Annotated in this window: 12 protein-coding genes; 10 read left to right on the top strand and 2 right to left on the bottom strand. The window is 64.7% G+C overall.

Annotation, left to right across the window (positions count from 1 at the left end):
• Positions 1-5: 5 nt before the first annotated feature.
• The 8 genes from HU825_RS05110 (at position 6) to glmS (ending at position 9,124) form a co-directional block, all read left to right on the top strand.
• Positions 6-542, top strand: coding sequence for a F0F1 ATP synthase subunit delta (locus HU825_RS05110; protein WP_008569111.1), 537 nt, complete (start codon positions 6-8; stop codon positions 540-542).
• Positions 543-557: 15 nt separating this feature from the next.
• Positions 558-2,102 (top strand): F0F1 ATP synthase subunit alpha, encoded by a 1,545-nt coding sequence (gene atpA, locus HU825_RS05105; protein WP_043294927.1) that lies wholly within the window; start codon positions 558-560, stop codon positions 2,100-2,102.
• A 50-nt stretch (positions 2,103-2,152) separates the two neighbouring features.
• A complete protein-coding gene (atpG, locus tag HU825_RS05100; protein WP_043294928.1) occupies positions 2,153-3,019 on the top strand; it encodes a F0F1 ATP synthase subunit gamma in 867 nt (288 codons plus the stop codon).
• Positions 3,020-3,049: 30 nt separating this feature from the next.
• On the top strand, positions 3,050-4,426 hold the full coding sequence (gene atpD / locus HU825_RS05095; protein ID WP_043294929.1) for a F0F1 ATP synthase subunit beta: 1,377 nt from the start codon (positions 3,050-3,052) through the stop codon (positions 4,424-4,426).
• A 75-nt stretch (positions 4,427-4,501) separates the two neighbouring features.
• On the top strand, positions 4,502-4,930 hold the full coding sequence (locus HU825_RS05090; RefSeq protein WP_003290900.1) for a F0F1 ATP synthase subunit epsilon: 429 nt from the start codon (positions 4,502-4,504) through the stop codon (positions 4,928-4,930).
• A 134-nt stretch (positions 4,931-5,064) separates the two neighbouring features.
• Positions 5,065-6,429 carry a bifunctional UDP-N-acetylglucosamine diphosphorylase/glucosamine-1-phosphate N-acetyltransferase GlmU gene (gene glmU / locus HU825_RS05085; protein ID WP_234303050.1) on the top strand — a complete coding sequence of 455 codons (1,365 nt, stop codon included), beginning with the start codon at positions 5,065-5,067 and terminating at the stop codon, positions 6,427-6,429.
• A 70-nt stretch (positions 6,430-6,499) separates the two neighbouring features.
• Positions 6,500-7,285 (top strand): DeoR/GlpR family DNA-binding transcription regulator, encoded by a 786-nt coding sequence (locus tag HU825_RS05080; RefSeq protein ID WP_177325131.1) that lies wholly within the window; start codon positions 6,500-6,502, stop codon positions 7,283-7,285.
• A 3-nt stretch (positions 7,286-7,288) separates the two neighbouring features.
• Positions 7,289-9,124, top strand: a complete 1,836-nt coding sequence (gene glmS / locus HU825_RS05075) for a glutamine--fructose-6-phosphate transaminase (isomerizing) (RefSeq protein ID WP_234303049.1) — start codon at positions 7,289-7,291, stop codon at positions 9,122-9,124.
• A gap of 18 nt (positions 9,125-9,142) precedes the next feature.
• Here the strand turns inward: glmS and HU825_RS05070 are convergent, their stop codons facing one another.
• Both HU825_RS05070 and HU825_RS05065 read right to left on the bottom strand, forming a co-directional pair.
• Positions 9,143-9,946, bottom strand: coding sequence for a class I SAM-dependent methyltransferase (locus tag HU825_RS05070; protein ID WP_234303048.1), 804 nt, complete (start codon positions 9,944-9,946; stop codon positions 9,143-9,145).
• Positions 9,947-10,042: 96 nt separating this feature from the next.
• Entirely contained in the window at positions 10,043-10,960 is a 918-nt protein-coding gene (locus tag HU825_RS05065; protein WP_043294934.1) for a LysR family transcriptional regulator, read from the bottom strand.
• Between the two features lie 181 nt (positions 10,961-11,141).
• On the opposite strand from HU825_RS05065, the gene HU825_RS05060 reads away from it, so the two are divergent.
• Entirely contained in the window at positions 11,142-12,803 is a 1,662-nt protein-coding gene (locus HU825_RS05060; RefSeq protein WP_234303047.1) for a DUF1302 domain-containing protein, read from the top strand.
• 52 nt (positions 12,804-12,855) lie between these two features.
• Positions 12,856-14,211 carry a DUF1329 domain-containing protein gene (locus HU825_RS05055; protein ID WP_234303046.1) on the top strand — a complete coding sequence of 452 codons (1,356 nt, stop codon included), beginning with the start codon at positions 12,856-12,858 and terminating at the stop codon, positions 14,209-14,211.
• Positions 14,212-14,295 lie beyond the last annotated feature (84 nt).

Here is a 14,295-nt window from a genome sequence, read left to right as displayed (position 1 = left end):
AAGCGATGATCAATACCCAGACGCTTGCTCGGCCTTACGCGAAAGCCGCTTTCGAGTTCGCCAGCGCGGCCGGACAGACCGATTCCTGGTCGAAGATGCTGAACCTGGCCGCCATCGCTGTTGAAGTCCCTGAAGTCGCGGCGTTGCTGAACGACCCCCGCCTGACCAGCGCAAGCAAGGTTCAGGAATTGGTGCGTCTGCTTGGCAACGATGCCGACGAAGCGTTCCGCAACTACGTCCAGACCCTCGGCGAAAATGATCGCCTGACGGTCCTGCCGACCGTGTGGGAACTGTACGAGGACATCAAGGCGCAAGCCGAGAAAACGCTCGAGGCAGAGGTTGAAACCGCCTTCGAGCTCAGCAATGCGCAACTCCAAACTTTGGCTGCCGCCCTGTCGAAGCGGCTAGATCGTACCGTCAACCTCCAGCAGGTCGTGAACCCTGCGCTGATCGGCGGCGTGTTGATTCGCGCCGGTGATGTGGTTGTCGACGGTTCGGTCCGCGGCAAACTGAGCCAGTTGGCCGAATCGTTGAAATCCTGATTTGAGGGTCATGGCATGCAGCAACTGAATCCTTCCGAGATTAGTGAAATCATCAAGCAGCGCATCGAGAAATCCGATGTCGCCGCCCAAGCCCGTAACGAGGGCACCGTCGTCAGCGTTTCTGACGGTATCGTACGCATCTACGGTCTGGCCGACGTCATGTACGGCGAGATGATCGAGTTCCCTGGCGGCATCTTCGGCATGGCACTGAACCTGGAGCAGGACTCCGTAGGTGCCGTGGTTCTGGGTAACTACCTGGGCCTGACCGAAGGCATGAGCGCCAAGTGCACCGGCCGCATCCTCGAAGTTCCGGTAGGTCCGGAGCTGCTGGGTCGCGTGGTCGATGCCCTGGGCAACCCGATCGACGGCAAGGGCCCGATCAATGCCCAGCTGACCGATGCGGTCGAGAAAGTGGCACCGGGCGTGATCTGGCGTAAGTCGGTCGACCAGCCGGTACAGACCGGCTACAAATCGGTCGACGCCATGATCCCGGTCGGCCGCGGCCAGCGCGAGCTGATCATCGGTGACCGCCAGATCGGCAAGACCGCGATGGCCATCGACGCCATCATCAACCAGCGCAACAGCGGCATCCGCTGCGTCTACGTGGCCATCGGTCAGAAGCAGTCGACCATCGCCAACGTGGTGCGCAAGCTGGAAGAGCACGGCGCGCTGCAGAACACCATCATTGTAGCCGCGTCGGCGTCCGAGTCCGCTGCCCTGCAGTACCTGGCTCCGTACTCCGGCTGCACCATGGGTGAATACTTCCGCGACCGCGGCGAAGACGCCCTGATCGTCTACGACGACCTGTCCAAGCAGGCCGTGGCCTACCGCCAGATCTCCCTGCTGCTGCGCCGTCCGCCGGGACGCGAAGCCTATCCGGGCGACGTGTTCTATCTCCACAGCCGTCTGCTGGAGCGTGCTTCGCGCGTTTCCGAGGAGTACGTGGAGCAGTTCACCAAGGGCGCCGTGACCGGCAAGACCGGTTCGCTGACCGCACTGCCGATCATCGAAACCCAGGCGGGCGACGTTTCCGCGTTCGTTCCGACCAACGTGATTTCGATCACCGACGGTCAGATCTTCCTGGAGTCGGCCATGTTCAACGCGGGTATCCGTCCGGCGGTCAACGCCGGTATCTCGGTATCGCGTGTGGGTGGTGCGGCGCAGACCAAGATCGTCAAGAAGCTGTCCGGCGGCATCCGTACCGCTCTGGCCCAGTATCGTGAACTGGCGGCATTCGCGCAGTTCGCTTCCGACCTCGACGAAGCGACCCGCAAGCAGCTGGAGCATGGTCAGCGCGTCACCGAGCTGATGAAGCAGAAGCAGTACGCGCCGATGTCCATCGCCGACATGTCCCTGTCCCTGTATGCCGCCGAGCGTGGCTACCTGGCGGACGTGGAAGTGGCCAAGGTTGGCGCCTTCGAGCAGGCCCTGATCGCCTTCTTCAACCGCGAGTTCGCCGATCTGATGGCGAAGATCAACGTGAAGGGCGACTTCAACGACGAGATCGACGCCGGCCTGAAGGCGGGTATCGAGAAGTTCAAGGCCACGCAGAGCTGGTAAGCCGCAGCGGGAGCCGCAAGGCTCCCGCCTGCTAACCCGATAGGTGTCAAATGGCAGGCGCAAAAGAGATTCGCAGCAAGATTGCGAGCATCAAAAGCACGCAGAAGATCACCAGCGCCATGGAGAAGGTGGCGGTCAGCAAGATGCGCAAGGCTCAGCAGCGCATGGCGGCCAGCCGTCCCTACGCGGAGCGGATTCGGCAGGTGATTGGCCATCTGGCCAATGCCAACCCGGAATACCGTCATCCGTTCATGGTGGAGCGTCCGGTCAAGCGTGTCGGCTATATCGTCGTGTCGACCGATCGTGGTCTGTGCGGTGGCCTGAACATCAACCTGTTCAAGGCCCTGATCAAGAGCATGAAGGAATGGCACGACCAGCGGGTCGAGGTCGACCTGTGCGTGATCGGCAACAAGGGCGCAAGCTTCTTCCGCAGCTTCGGCGGTAACGTCGTCGCGGCGATCGGCAACCTCGGCGAAGCACCGTCGATCAACGATCTGATCGGTAGCGTCAAGGTCATGCTGGACGGCTTCAACGAAGGCCGTATCGATCGCTTGTACCTGGCATCCAACAAGTTCATCAACACCATGACCCAGAAGCCGACGGTCGACCAGCTGCTGCCCCTGGCGGCAGACGCGAGCGCCGAGCCAGTGAAGAAAGGTCAGTGGGACTACCTCTACGAGCCGGATGCCCAGCAGCTGCTGGATGCCCTGCTGGTGCGCTTCATCGAGTCCCAGGTCTACCAGGCGGTGGTTGAGAACGGCGCAGCCGAACAGGCGGCGCGGATGATTGCCATGAAGAACGCAACCGACAACGCCGGGGAGCTGATCGGCGACCTGCAACTGGTCTACAACAAGGCCCGTCAGGCTGCGATCACTCAGGAAATTTCGGAAATCGTCGGCGGCGCTGCCGCGGTTTAAGAACGGTTCAAATATTCAGAGGAACCAAACATGAGTAGCGGACGTATCGTTCAAATCATCGGCGCCGTCATCGACGTGGAATTCCCGCGCGATCAGGTGCCGAACGTCTATGACGCGCTGAAAGTACAAGGCGCCGAGACCACCCTGGAAGTCCAGCAGCAGCTGGGCGACGGCGTTGTGCGTACCATCGCGATGGGTTCGACCGAAGGCCTCAAGCGCGGCCTGGACGTCAACAACACCGGCAACGCCATCCAGGTTCCGGTTGGTGCCGGCACCCTGGGCCGCATCATGAACGTCCTTGGCGAGCCGATCGACGAGGCCGGTCCGGTTGCCTGCGACGAGCAGTGGGGCATCCACCGCGCTGCGCCGAGCTACGCCGATCAGGCGGGCGGCAACGACCTGCTGGAAACCGGCATCAAGGTCATCGACCTGGTTTGCCCGTTCGCCAAGGGCGGCAAGGTTGGTCTGTTCGGTGGTGCCGGTGTCGGCAAGACCGTGAACATGATGGAGCTGATCAACAACATCGCCAAGGCGCACAGCGGTCTGTCCGTGTTCGCCGGCGTGGGTGAGCGTACTCGTGAGGGTAACGACTTCTACCACGAGATGAAGGACTCCAACGTTCTCGACAAAGTGGCGATGGTGTACGGCCAGATGAACGAGCCGCCGGGAAACCGTCTGCGCGTTGCCCTGACCGGCCTGACCATGGCCGAGAAGTTCCGTGAGGAAGGTCGCGACGTTCTGCTGTTCATCGACAATATCTACCGCTACACCCTGGCCGGTACCGAAGTGTCGGCACTGCTGGGTCGTATGCCGTCGGCGGTGGGTTATCAGCCGACTCTGGCCGAGGAAATGGGCGTTCTGCAGGAGCGCATCACCTCCACCAAGACCGGTTCGATCACCTCGATCCAGGCCGTATACGTTCCCGCGGACGACCTGACCGACCCGAGCCCGGCGACCACCTTCGCCCACCTCGATGCTACCGTCGTTCTGTCGCGTGACATCGCTTCCCTGGGTATCTACCCGGCCGTGGACCCGCTGGACTCCACCAGTCGTTCGCTGGACCCGCTGGTGGTTGGCCAGGAGCACTACGAAGTGACTCGCGGCGTGCAGTACGTGCTGCAGCGTTACAAGGAACTGAAGGACATCATCGCCATCCTGGGTATGGACGAACTGTCCGAGCAGGACAAGCAACTCGTTGCTCGTGCGCGTAAGATCCAGCGCTTCCTGTCGCAGCCGTTCCACGTAGCCGAGGTCTTCACCGGCGCTCCGGGCAAGTACGTGTCGCTCAAGGAAACCATCCGTGGCTTCCAGGGCATTCTCAATGGTGACTACGACCACCTGCCGGAGCAGGCGTTCTACATGGTCGGCACCATCGACGAAGCCATCGAGAAGGCCAAGAAACTGTAACTGGCGCGCCCGTTCGCGGGCGCCGATCCAGCCTGACCGGCCTCGGCCGGGCAGGCCGATTACCGAGGCATATGTATGGCTATGACAGTCCACTGCGACATCGTCAGCGCGGAAGAAGAGCTGTTCTCGGGGCTGGTGGAAATGGTCGTCGCTCACGGTAACCTGGGTGACATCGGGATTCTGCCGGGCCACGCGCCGCTGCTCACCGATCTCAAGCCGGGTCCGGTGCGTGTGATCAAGCAGGGTGGCGACGAAGAGATCTTCTACATCTCCGGCGGCTTCATCGAAGTGCAGCCGAACATGGTGAAGGTGCTTGCCGATACCGCCACGCGCGCCAAGGACCTCGACGAGGCCGCCGCGCAGGCTGCGGTCAAGGCCGCGGAAAAGGCGCTGAACGAGAAGGGCGCGGAATTCGATTACGGTTCCGCCGCCGCTCGTCTCGCCGAGGCCGCTGCCCAGCTGCGGACCATCGAGGCATTGCGCAAGAAGTACGGTCGGCACTGATCGATCCGCGACTTCATCGCATACGAGTAAAAGGGTAGCCTTGGCTACCCTTTTTCTTTTTCCGTCATTCTGTCCGTACCGGCGACCGACCTGTCCGGCCAGCGGACGGCGCCAAACCGTTCAGGATCACCGTCATGTCTCTTGATATCGTCATTCTCGCCGCTGGTCAGGGCACCCGCATGCGTTCCGCCCTGCCGAAGGTCCTGCATCCGGTGGCCGGGCAGTCCATGCTTGGCCACGTCATCGACACAGCCCGCGCGCTGCTGCCCAAGAGTATCCAGGTGGTGATCGGTCATGGCGCTGAACAGGTACGTCAGCGCCTGGCGGGTGACGATCTGAGCTACGTTGTGCAGGCCGAGCAGCTCGGTACCGGGCATGCGGTGGCGCAGGCGCTGCCGAACCTGACCGCCGAACGGGTGCTGATCCTCTATGGCGACGTGCCGCTGATCGAAACCGATACCCTGCAGCGACTGCTGCACAAGGTCGGCCCCGACCAGCTCGCCCTGCTTACCGTGGAGCTTGCCGATCCGACCGGTTACGGCCGCATCGTGCGCGACGCGCAGGGCGAGGTGCAGGCCATCGTCGAGCACAAGGATGCCAGCGCCGCACAGCGGGCGATCCGCGAAGGCAATACCGGCATCCTCGCCGTACCGGGCGCGCGGATCGGCGAATGGTTGGGGCGCTTGTCCAACAGCAATGCACAGGGCGAGTACTACCTGACCGACGTGATCGCGATGGCCGTGGCGGACGGCCTGCGCGTCGCCACCGAGCAACCGCTGGATGCTATGGAGGTGCAGGGCGCCAACGACCGCATCCAGCTGGCGGAACTGGAACGTCATTACCAGCAGCGCGCGGCGCGGCGGCTGATGGCACAGGGCGTCACCCTGCGCGACCCGGCGCGGTTCGACCTGCGCGGCGAGGTGTCGGTCGGTCGCGACGTGCTGATCGACGTCAACGTGCTCCTCGAAGGCCGCGTGGTGATCGAGGACGATGTGCAGATCGGCCCCAATTGCGTGATCAAGGACAGCGTCCTGCGCAAGGGCGCGATCATCAAGGCCAATTCGCACCTGGAAGGCGCCGAGGTGGGGGAGGGCGCCGACTGCGGGCCGTTCGCCCGGCTGCGGCCCGGCGCGGTGCTCGGCCGCAAGGCGCACGTCGGCAACTTCGTCGAACTGAAGAACGCGGTGCTCGGCGAGGGCGCCAAGGCCGGCCATCTCAGCTACCTGGGCGACGCCGAGATCGGTGCGCGGACCAACATCGGCGCCGGCACCATCACCTGCAACTACGACGGCGCCAACAAGTTCCGCACGGTGATGGGCGAAGACGTGTTCATCGGTTCCAACAGCTCGCTGGTCGCGCCGCTCATGCTCGGCGACGGTGCTACCACCGGTGCGGGTTCGGTGATCACCGAAGACGTACCCGCGCACACCCTCGGCCTCGGCCGCGGTCGTCAACGCAACATCGATGGCTGGCAGAGGCCGGTGAAGAAGAAGTCCTAATACTTCCGCTTGCAGCCTCCAAACGCTTTATGTTTTGATTCGCGCCTGTAACTTTCGGATCGAAACATCGCTGATGTCGAAGCGCAACACACCGCAACGCCGCCACGCGATCCTTGCGCTGCTCGCCGAGCAGGGCGAGGTGAGCGTCGATCAGCTGTCGCAGCGCTTTGAAACCTCCGAAGTCACCATCCGCAAGGACCTTGCCGCGCTCGAGAAGAATGGTCTGCTGCTGCGCCGTTACGGCGGCGCGGTATCGCTGCCGCAAGAGCTGATCGGCGACGGCGCGCAGCCGGTTTCGCCGGCAAAGCAGGCCATTGCCCGAGCGGCCGTCGGCTGCATTCGCGAACATGCGCGAATCATCATCGACAGCGGTACCACCACCGCCGCGATGATTCCCCAGCTCGGCCACACGCATGGCCTGGTGGTGATGACCAACTCGCTGAACGTGGCCAACGCGCTGCGCGAACTGGAACACGAGCCGGTGCTGCTGATGACCGGCGGCACCTGGGACCCGCATTCCGAGTCCTTCCAGGGCCAGGTGGCCGAACAGGTGCTGCGCTCCTATGATTTCGACCAGCTGTTCATCGGTGCCGACGGCATCGATCTGGAGCGTGGCACCACCACCTTCAACGAACTGCTGGGGCTGTCGCGGGTGATGGCCGAGGTTGCCCGCGAAGTCATCGTGCTGGCCGAGTCCGACAAGATCGGCCGGCGCATTCCCAATCTGGAACTGCCCTGGGGCAGGATCCACACCCTGATCACCGACGAGCGCCTCACAGACGCGGCGCGCGCATCCATTCAGGCCCGTGGCGTCAGACTGATCTGCGCGGCCATCGAACCCAATCTGGAGACCTGACCCATGTGTGGCATCGTTGGCGCCGTCGCCGAACGCAACATCACCGCGATCCTGCTCGAAGGCCTCAAGCGCCTGGAATACCGCGGCTACGACAGTGCCGGCGTCGCCGTGCTGGATGGCGCCGGAACGCTGCAGCGCCTGCGCCGCACCGGCAAGGTTGCCGAGCTGGAACAGGCGCAGACCGAGGCCCAGCTGGCCGGCCGTCTGGGCATCGCGCACACCCGCTGGGCCACCCACGGCGCGCCCTGCGAGCGCAACGCCCACCCGCATTTCTCCGGCCACGACCTGGCCGTGGTGCACAACGGCATCATCGAGAACCACGAGGCGCTGCGCAGTCGCCTCAAGGCGCTGGGCTACGAATTCCAGTCCGACACCGATACCGAAGTCATCGTCCACTTGCTGCACCACAAGCTCGACGAGTTCGGCGATCTAACCGTGGCGCTCAAGGCGGCGGTCAAGGAGTTGCACGGCGCCTACGGCCTGGCGGTGATCTCGGCGCGCCAGCCGGATCGTCTGCTTGCCGCGCGCAGCGGCAGTCCGCTGGTGATCGGTCTCGGCCTGGGCGAGAACTTCCTCGCGTCCGACCAGCTGGCGCTGCGTCAGGTCACCGACCGCTTCATGTACCTGGAAGAGGGCGACATCGCCGAGATTCGCCGCGACAGCGTGCAAATATGGGATGCCGCCGGGCAGCCGGTACAGCGCGAAGCGGTGCAATACCACGAAGGCGCCGAGGCGGCGGACAAGGGTGAGTACCGGCACTTCATGCTCAAGGAAATCCACGAGCAGCCCAAGGTTGTGCAGCGCACCCTCGAAGGTCGCCTGGGTGACAACCAGGTGCTGGTGCAGGCCTTCGGCCCGCAGGCCGCCGAGCTGTTCGCCAAGGTGCGCAACGTGCAGATCGTCGCCTGCGGCACCAGCTACCACGCCGGCATGGTCGCGCGATACTGGCTCGAAGAACTGGCCGGGATTCCCTGTCAGGTCGAGGTCGCCAGCGAGTTCCGCTACCGCAAGGTCGTGGTCCAGCCCGACAGCCTGTTCGTCACCATCTCCCAGTCCGGCGAGACCGCCGACACCCTGGCCGCGCTGCGCAATGCCAAGGACGCCGGCTATCTGGCCAGCCTGGCGATCTGCAACGTCGGCATCAGCTCGCTGGTGCGTGAATCCGACCTCTGCCTGCTGACCCAGGCAGGGCCGGAGATCGGCGTCGCCTCGACCAAGGCTTTCACCACCCAGTTGACCGGACTGATGCTGCTGACCCTCGCCCTCGGCCGGGTGCGCGGCAGCCTGACGGCGGCCAGGGAAGCCGAGCTGGTGGCCGAATTGCGCCGCCTGCCGACGCGTCTGGGCGAAGCGCTGGCGATGGACACCACGGTGGAGAAGGTCGCCGAGCATTTCGCCGAGAAGCACCACACGCTGTTCCTCGGCCGCGGCGCACAGTATCCAGTGGCGATGGAAGGTGCACTCAAGCTCAAGGAGATCTCCTACATCCACGCCGAAGCCTACCCGGCCGGCGAACTCAAGCACGGACCGCTGGCGCTGGTGGACGCCGACATGCCGGTGGTCACCGTGGCGCCGAACAACGAGCTGCTGGAGAAGCTCAAGTCCAACCTGCAGGAAGTGCGCGCGCGTGGCGGCGAGCTGATCGTCTTCGCCGATGGCGCCGCCGGGCTGGAGAATGGCGAGGGCACCTTCGTGGTGAACATGCCGCACATCCACGATGCGCTGGCACCGATCCTCTACACCGTGCCGCTGCAGCTGTTGTCCTACTACGTCGCCGTGCTACGTGGCACCGACGTCGACCAGCCGCGCAACCTGGCCAAGTCCGTCACCGTGGAATAACCGCGCTGGCCCCCGCCGTTAGGTGGTGGCCGACGGTACCGTCCAGCCGATGAAGGCCCAGCGCATCGGCGCGCCGCCCTGGCGGGCGCGCTCCGGGTCGGCGCGGTACCAGTCGGCCAGGGTTTCGCGCTGCCCGTCGTCGAGCGGACCGAGCGACCCGGCGACGCGCTCGGCGAATTCCTCGAAGGTGGTGCAGCCAGCCAGGCGGCTGGGCAGCTCGATATAGTCCAGGCGCGGATGAATGCCGCGCTGGTGCAGCAGGTTGAGGGTGTAGATGTAGTCCGGCACGCTGGCCTGCTCGCGTCCGAGCAGGCGGGCGATGGCCGGATCGATGAAGTGGCCGCCGGCCAGCTGGGTCATGTAGGCCCGCAGCCGGGTATGCCGGTGGATCTTCTCCAGCGCGGCATCCAGATCATCGACCAGGCCCGAGCGCGAAGCGATCAGGATGTCGCACACCGGAACTGCACTCCAGTCGTCCTCCCAAGCGCATTGCAGCGGCTGCACGTTGTCCACGCCCGATTCGTCGAGGCGCGCCTGCAGGCAGGCCAGCATGCCGGGGCTGTAGTCCAGCGCGTAGATTCGCTCGAATTGCGCGGCGAGCGGCAGGCACAGGGTGCCGGGACCGCAGCCGATATCCAGCAGGCTGCGAGCGCCGCTCAGGTCCATGAGCCTTATGAACGCGTCGGTATAGGCGCCGCCCAGCGGTTTGCTTGCCAGTTCGACGGCACGCTTGTCCCAGGCGCCCGGCGGTTTGGATGGGCGGGCGCTGCGGCGCAGGTGCTGGCGATAGCGTTCGGCGAAGTCGATGTCATCGAGGCTCATGCGGGTTCCCGGTCATGCAATTGGCACAAGAGTACTTGCGGCGCGTGCTGCTGCGCGACGCGGCGCCGCGCAGCAGCACGCATGTCCGGCAAACCACTAACCCTTGGCGGGGCGCTCTGCGCTGCGGCGCTGACGATACGAACGCACTACCTCAAGAAATGCGGCGAGGATCGGCGAGCGGTCGTCGGGGCGGTAGATGCACGACAGATCGATCCGCGTGTTGCCCGGAATGCCGTCCAGCGGCCGGTAGGTCAGGCCCGGCAGCGACAGCGCCGCCGTGGATTGCGACACCAGGCAGGCGCCGAAGCCCTTGGAGACCAGCGAAACGGCGGTCACCGCGTCGCCGACTTCCTGAGCGATGGTCGGCACGAAGCCGGCCTGCTGGCAGAGGCCGAGCACCTTGTCGAGGAAACTCGGGCGCCCGCCGGTGGGAAACAGCACCAGCGGTTGGTCGGCCAGCGCGCGGAAATCCACCCGCTGCTGGCGCGCCAGCGGATCATCCTCGTGCAGCGCCAGCAGCAGCGGCTCAGTGTCCACCAGCTCGGCGGCGAAGTCCGGCGAGGGCGTGAGGATCCGGTTGAAGCCGACGCTGATCCGCCGCTGGCGCAGGGCTTCGAGCTGCTCGTCCTTGTGCATGCTGTGCAGCACCACCTTGACGTCCGGATAGGCCCCGCGGAAATCCGCCAGCAGCCGCGGGATGGTATCGAGGATCGCCGAGCCGAAGATCGCCACATCCAGCCGGCCGAACTTGCCCTGGCCGGCGCGCTGCGTGCGCTCGGTGGCCTGCTCGATCACCGCGTTGATGTTCTTCGCCTCATCCAGCAGCAGCTCGCCGGCCGGCGTCAGCTCCATGCCGCGCGGTGTGCGGTTGAACAGCTGCACGCCGAGTTGCTCTTCGAGCTGCTGGATCTGCCGCGTCAACGGGGGCTGCGAGATGTGCAGGCGGGCGGCGGCGCGACCGATGTTGCGTTCCTCGGCGACGGCGATGAAGTAGCGCAGGTGGCGAAGTTCCATGAAGCGTTCCCGATCGGTGGATGGCGTCGGTGCTGGGCTTTTTCCATACCCTGAAGGTATCGATCAGCGGTTTTTTTAGTATTGGACGGTAATTCCGACGGCGCTTAGCTTTGGCCTCGCGAACACCGCCGGTCAAGGGTGGGTTGCGCTACTTCTAACAACAATAATTCAGGAGTACGACATGGTGCCTAGTACCTGTCTGCCGACGGCTCGTTTGAAGACTCTGTTCATTGCTGTGACCGGTGCTCTCGCCGGCGCCGCGGCGACGGTGCCCGTACAGGCCATGCCGATCGATCTCGGCAATCCCGATCTGCGCATGTCGTGGGACAACACCATCAAGTACAGCGCCGCCTGGCGCGTGCGCGGTGCCGATTCCGAAGTCGCCGACAGCTCCGTCGGCGTGCAGGCCAACACCAACGACGGCGACCTCAACTTCGACAAGGGGCTGATCTCCAACCGCCTCGACCTGCTCTCCGAATTCGATCTGCGCTACAAGCGCAACTACGGCCTGCGTCTGAGCGGCGCGGCGTGGTACGACGACGTCTACAACAAGGACAACGACAACCCCGGTGCCCTGGGCGGCGCGCTGGTCAACTCGCGCAGCGCCGACTTCGACGAGTTCACCAACGACACCGAGAAGCTCCACGGGCGCAAGGCCGAGCTGCTCGACGCCTTCGTCTACGGCAGCTTCGCCCCGGCCGGCATGAGCCTCAACGCCAAGGCCGGCCGCTTCACCCAGCTGTACGGCGAGAGCCTGTTCTTCGGCTCCAACGGTATCGCCGCGGCGCAGACCTCGCTGGACCTGATCAAGGCGCTGTCGGTGCCCAACTCGCAGTTCAAGGAAATCCTGCGCCCCATCGGCCAGGTCGCCGGCCAGCTGCAGCTCAACTCCAACGTCTCCATTGGCGCCTACTACCAGCTGGAATGGCGCAAGAGCCGCCTGCCGGGCGCCGGCAGCTACTTCAGCTTTGCCGATTTCGTCGACGAGGGCGGCGAGGCCATCTTCGCGCCGGTGCCCGGTGGCGTCGCCTACCGCGCCGACGACATCGAGGCGCGCGATTCCGGGCAGGGCGGCGTGCAGCTGAAGATCAGCTCCGGCGACTACGAGTTCGGCATCTACGCCGCGCAGTTCCACGACAAGATGCCGCAGTTCTACCTCTACCCGGACACCAGCCGCTACGAGATGGTGTACGCCGAGGACATCCGCACCATCGGCTTCAGCGTCAGTACGTTGGTCGGCGAGACCAACGTCGCCGCCGAGCTGTCGTTCCGTGACGACATGCCGCTGGTGGCCAGCGGCAACACCGTGATCGTGCCGGCCTTCGTCGGCGCCGATGGCGGTGACGATGCGGCGTTTCCCAAGGGCCGCACCATGCACCTGAACCTCTCGGCGATCAGCGTGCTGTCCGCGTCGCCGCTGTGGGACGGCGCCTCGTTCATCGGCGAATTCGCCTTCAACCGCCGCCTGAGCGTCACCGACAACAAGGACCAGCTCGACCCGCTGGCAACCCGCGATGCCGGCGCGCTGCAGTTCGTCTTCACGCCCGAGTACTTCCAGGTGGCGCCGGGCCTCGACCTGCAGCTGCCGATCGGCGTGAGCTACGGCCTGTTCGGTCGCTCCTCGGTCAACGGCGCGCTGTTCCCGGCGAACAATGGCGGCAACGTCAGCATCGGCCTCAAGGCCGAGTACCAGAAGACCTGGCAGGCCAGCGTCGGTTACACGCACTACTACGGCTCGGATGGCTCGATCATCCGCTACGACACCGCCGTGCCCGAGCTTTCCTACAACAACTTCCACGGCGACCGCGACTTCGTGTCGTTCTCCGTGCAACGCACCTTCTGAGCGAGCCGCCGCTGTCCAGGCGGTTGCGATCCCCGAGTCGAGGAGAACGACAATGCATAAGAAAACGGCTTTGTGGGCGGCACTGGCTGCCGTACTGATGGGCGTCCAGGGCGTGCAGGCCGCGGTAAGCGCCGATGAGGCCGCCGCGCTGGGCAAGACGCTCAACCCGCTGGGTGGCGAGATGGCCGGCAACGCCGACGGCAGCATCCCGGCCTGGACCGGCAAACAGGGCGTGGACGGTAGTGTCGCCAAGGTCGGCGACATCCCGACCAAACTCTTCGCCAACGAAAAACCGCTGGTGCAGATCACCGCGCAGAACATGGCGCAGTACGCCGACAAGCTCTCCGAGGGCACCCAGGCGCTGCTGAAGAAGTACCCCGACAGCTTCCGCGTGGACGTCTACCCGACCCACCGCACCGGCGTGGCGCCGCAGTACGTCTACGACAACACCGCGAAGAATGCCACCAGCTGCCAGACCAAGGATAACGGCATGTCGATGGTTGGCTGTTACGGCGGCATTCCGTTCCCGATCCCCAAGACCGGCGTCGAGGTGGCCTGGAACCATCTGCTGCGCGTCGAGAACGAGTCGACCGAACTGGCCAGCTTCAAGAACATCGTGCTCACCGCCGACGGCTCGCGCACCCTGGCCACCATGAACGACCAGTCCAACCAGTACCCGTACTATTACAAGGACGGTTCGGTGGACAACTGGAGCGGCGAGTACTGGCTGCAGCGTTTCTCCACCATCGCGCCGCCGTTCAAGGCCGGCGAGTCGCTGGTGTTTCGCGACAGCATCGACGTCAAGCAATCGCGTCAGGCCTGGCAGTACCTGGTCGGGCAGCGCCGCGTGCGCCGCGCTCCGACCGTCGCCTACGACACCCCGGACTTCGTCGCTTCCGGCGCCAACTACTTCGACGAAGTGCAGGGGCTGATCGGCCATATCGACCGCTTCGACTGGAAGCTGGTCGGCAAGAAGGAAATGTACGTGCCGTACAACGCCAACGAGGTGGTGACCGCCTCGCTGGACGAGGCCTACGGCAAGCATCACCTCAATCCGGACAAGGTGCGCTGGGAGCTGCACCGCGTCTGGGAAGTGGAAGCGACCGTCGCCAGCGGCAAGCGCCACGCCGTGGCCAAGCGTAAGTACTACTTCGACGAGGACTCCTGGATGATCCTGCTGCTGGACGGCTATGACAGCGAGGGCAAGCTGTGGCGCACCACCCAGGTCACCCCCTTCGTGCTGCCGTCCACCCCGATGCTGGGCTTGAAGCCGGCGCATATCTTCAACCTGCAGGCCAACACCATGAGCACCACGCAGTCGCTCAACGAGGCCACCTACCGGGTCGTCGAGCGCAAGCCGGAAATGCACTGGACGGGTGACGCGGTCGCCGCCGACGGCGTGCGCTGAACCGCGAAACCCAGGCTGTAGTCCCGGTTCCCCTGCCGCCGGCAGGGGCCGGAGTTCCCTCTCATGACTTTCCCGCCCGCAGGC

The sequence above is a fragment of the Pseudomonas phenolilytica genome (assembly GCF_021432765.1).
GTDB lineage: Bacteria > Pseudomonadota > Gammaproteobacteria > Pseudomonadales > Pseudomonadaceae > Stutzerimonas > Stutzerimonas phenolilytica.
The sequence above is the reverse complement of the archived record's forward strand: the minus strand, read 5'-3'. Positions and strand labels throughout refer to the sequence as shown.

Coding starts and splice junctions, on each gene's coding strand:
- atpG (WP_043294928.1), top strand. CDS start 2,153: ATGGCAGGCGCAAAAGAGATTCGCAGCAAGATTGCGAGCATCAAAAGC.
- HU825_RS05070 (WP_234303048.1), bottom strand. CDS start 9,946: ATGAGCCTCGATGACATCGACTTCGCCGAACGCTATCGCCAGCACCTG.
- atpA (WP_043294927.1), top strand. CDS start 558: ATGCAGCAACTGAATCCTTCCGAGATTAGTGAAATCATCAAGCAGCGC.
- HU825_RS05090 (WP_003290900.1), top strand. CDS start 4,502: ATGGCTATGACAGTCCACTGCGACATCGTCAGCGCGGAAGAAGAGCTG.
- HU825_RS05055 (WP_234303046.1), top strand. CDS start 12,856: ATGCATAAGAAAACGGCTTTGTGGGCGGCACTGGCTGCCGTACTGATG.
- glmS (WP_234303049.1), top strand. CDS start 7,289: ATGTGTGGCATCGTTGGCGCCGTCGCCGAACGCAACATCACCGCGATC.
- HU825_RS05110 (WP_008569111.1), top strand. CDS start 6: ATGATCAATACCCAGACGCTTGCTCGGCCTTACGCGAAAGCCGCTTTC.
- HU825_RS05065 (WP_043294934.1), bottom strand. CDS start 10,960: ATGGAACTTCGCCACCTGCGCTACTTCATCGCCGTCGCCGAGGAACGC.
- glmU (WP_234303050.1), top strand. CDS start 5,065: ATGTCTCTTGATATCGTCATTCTCGCCGCTGGTCAGGGCACCCGCATG.
- HU825_RS05060 (WP_234303047.1), top strand. CDS start 11,142: ATGGTGCCTAGTACCTGTCTGCCGACGGCTCGTTTGAAGACTCTGTTC.
- atpD (WP_043294929.1), top strand. CDS start 3,050: ATGAGTAGCGGACGTATCGTTCAAATCATCGGCGCCGTCATCGACGTG.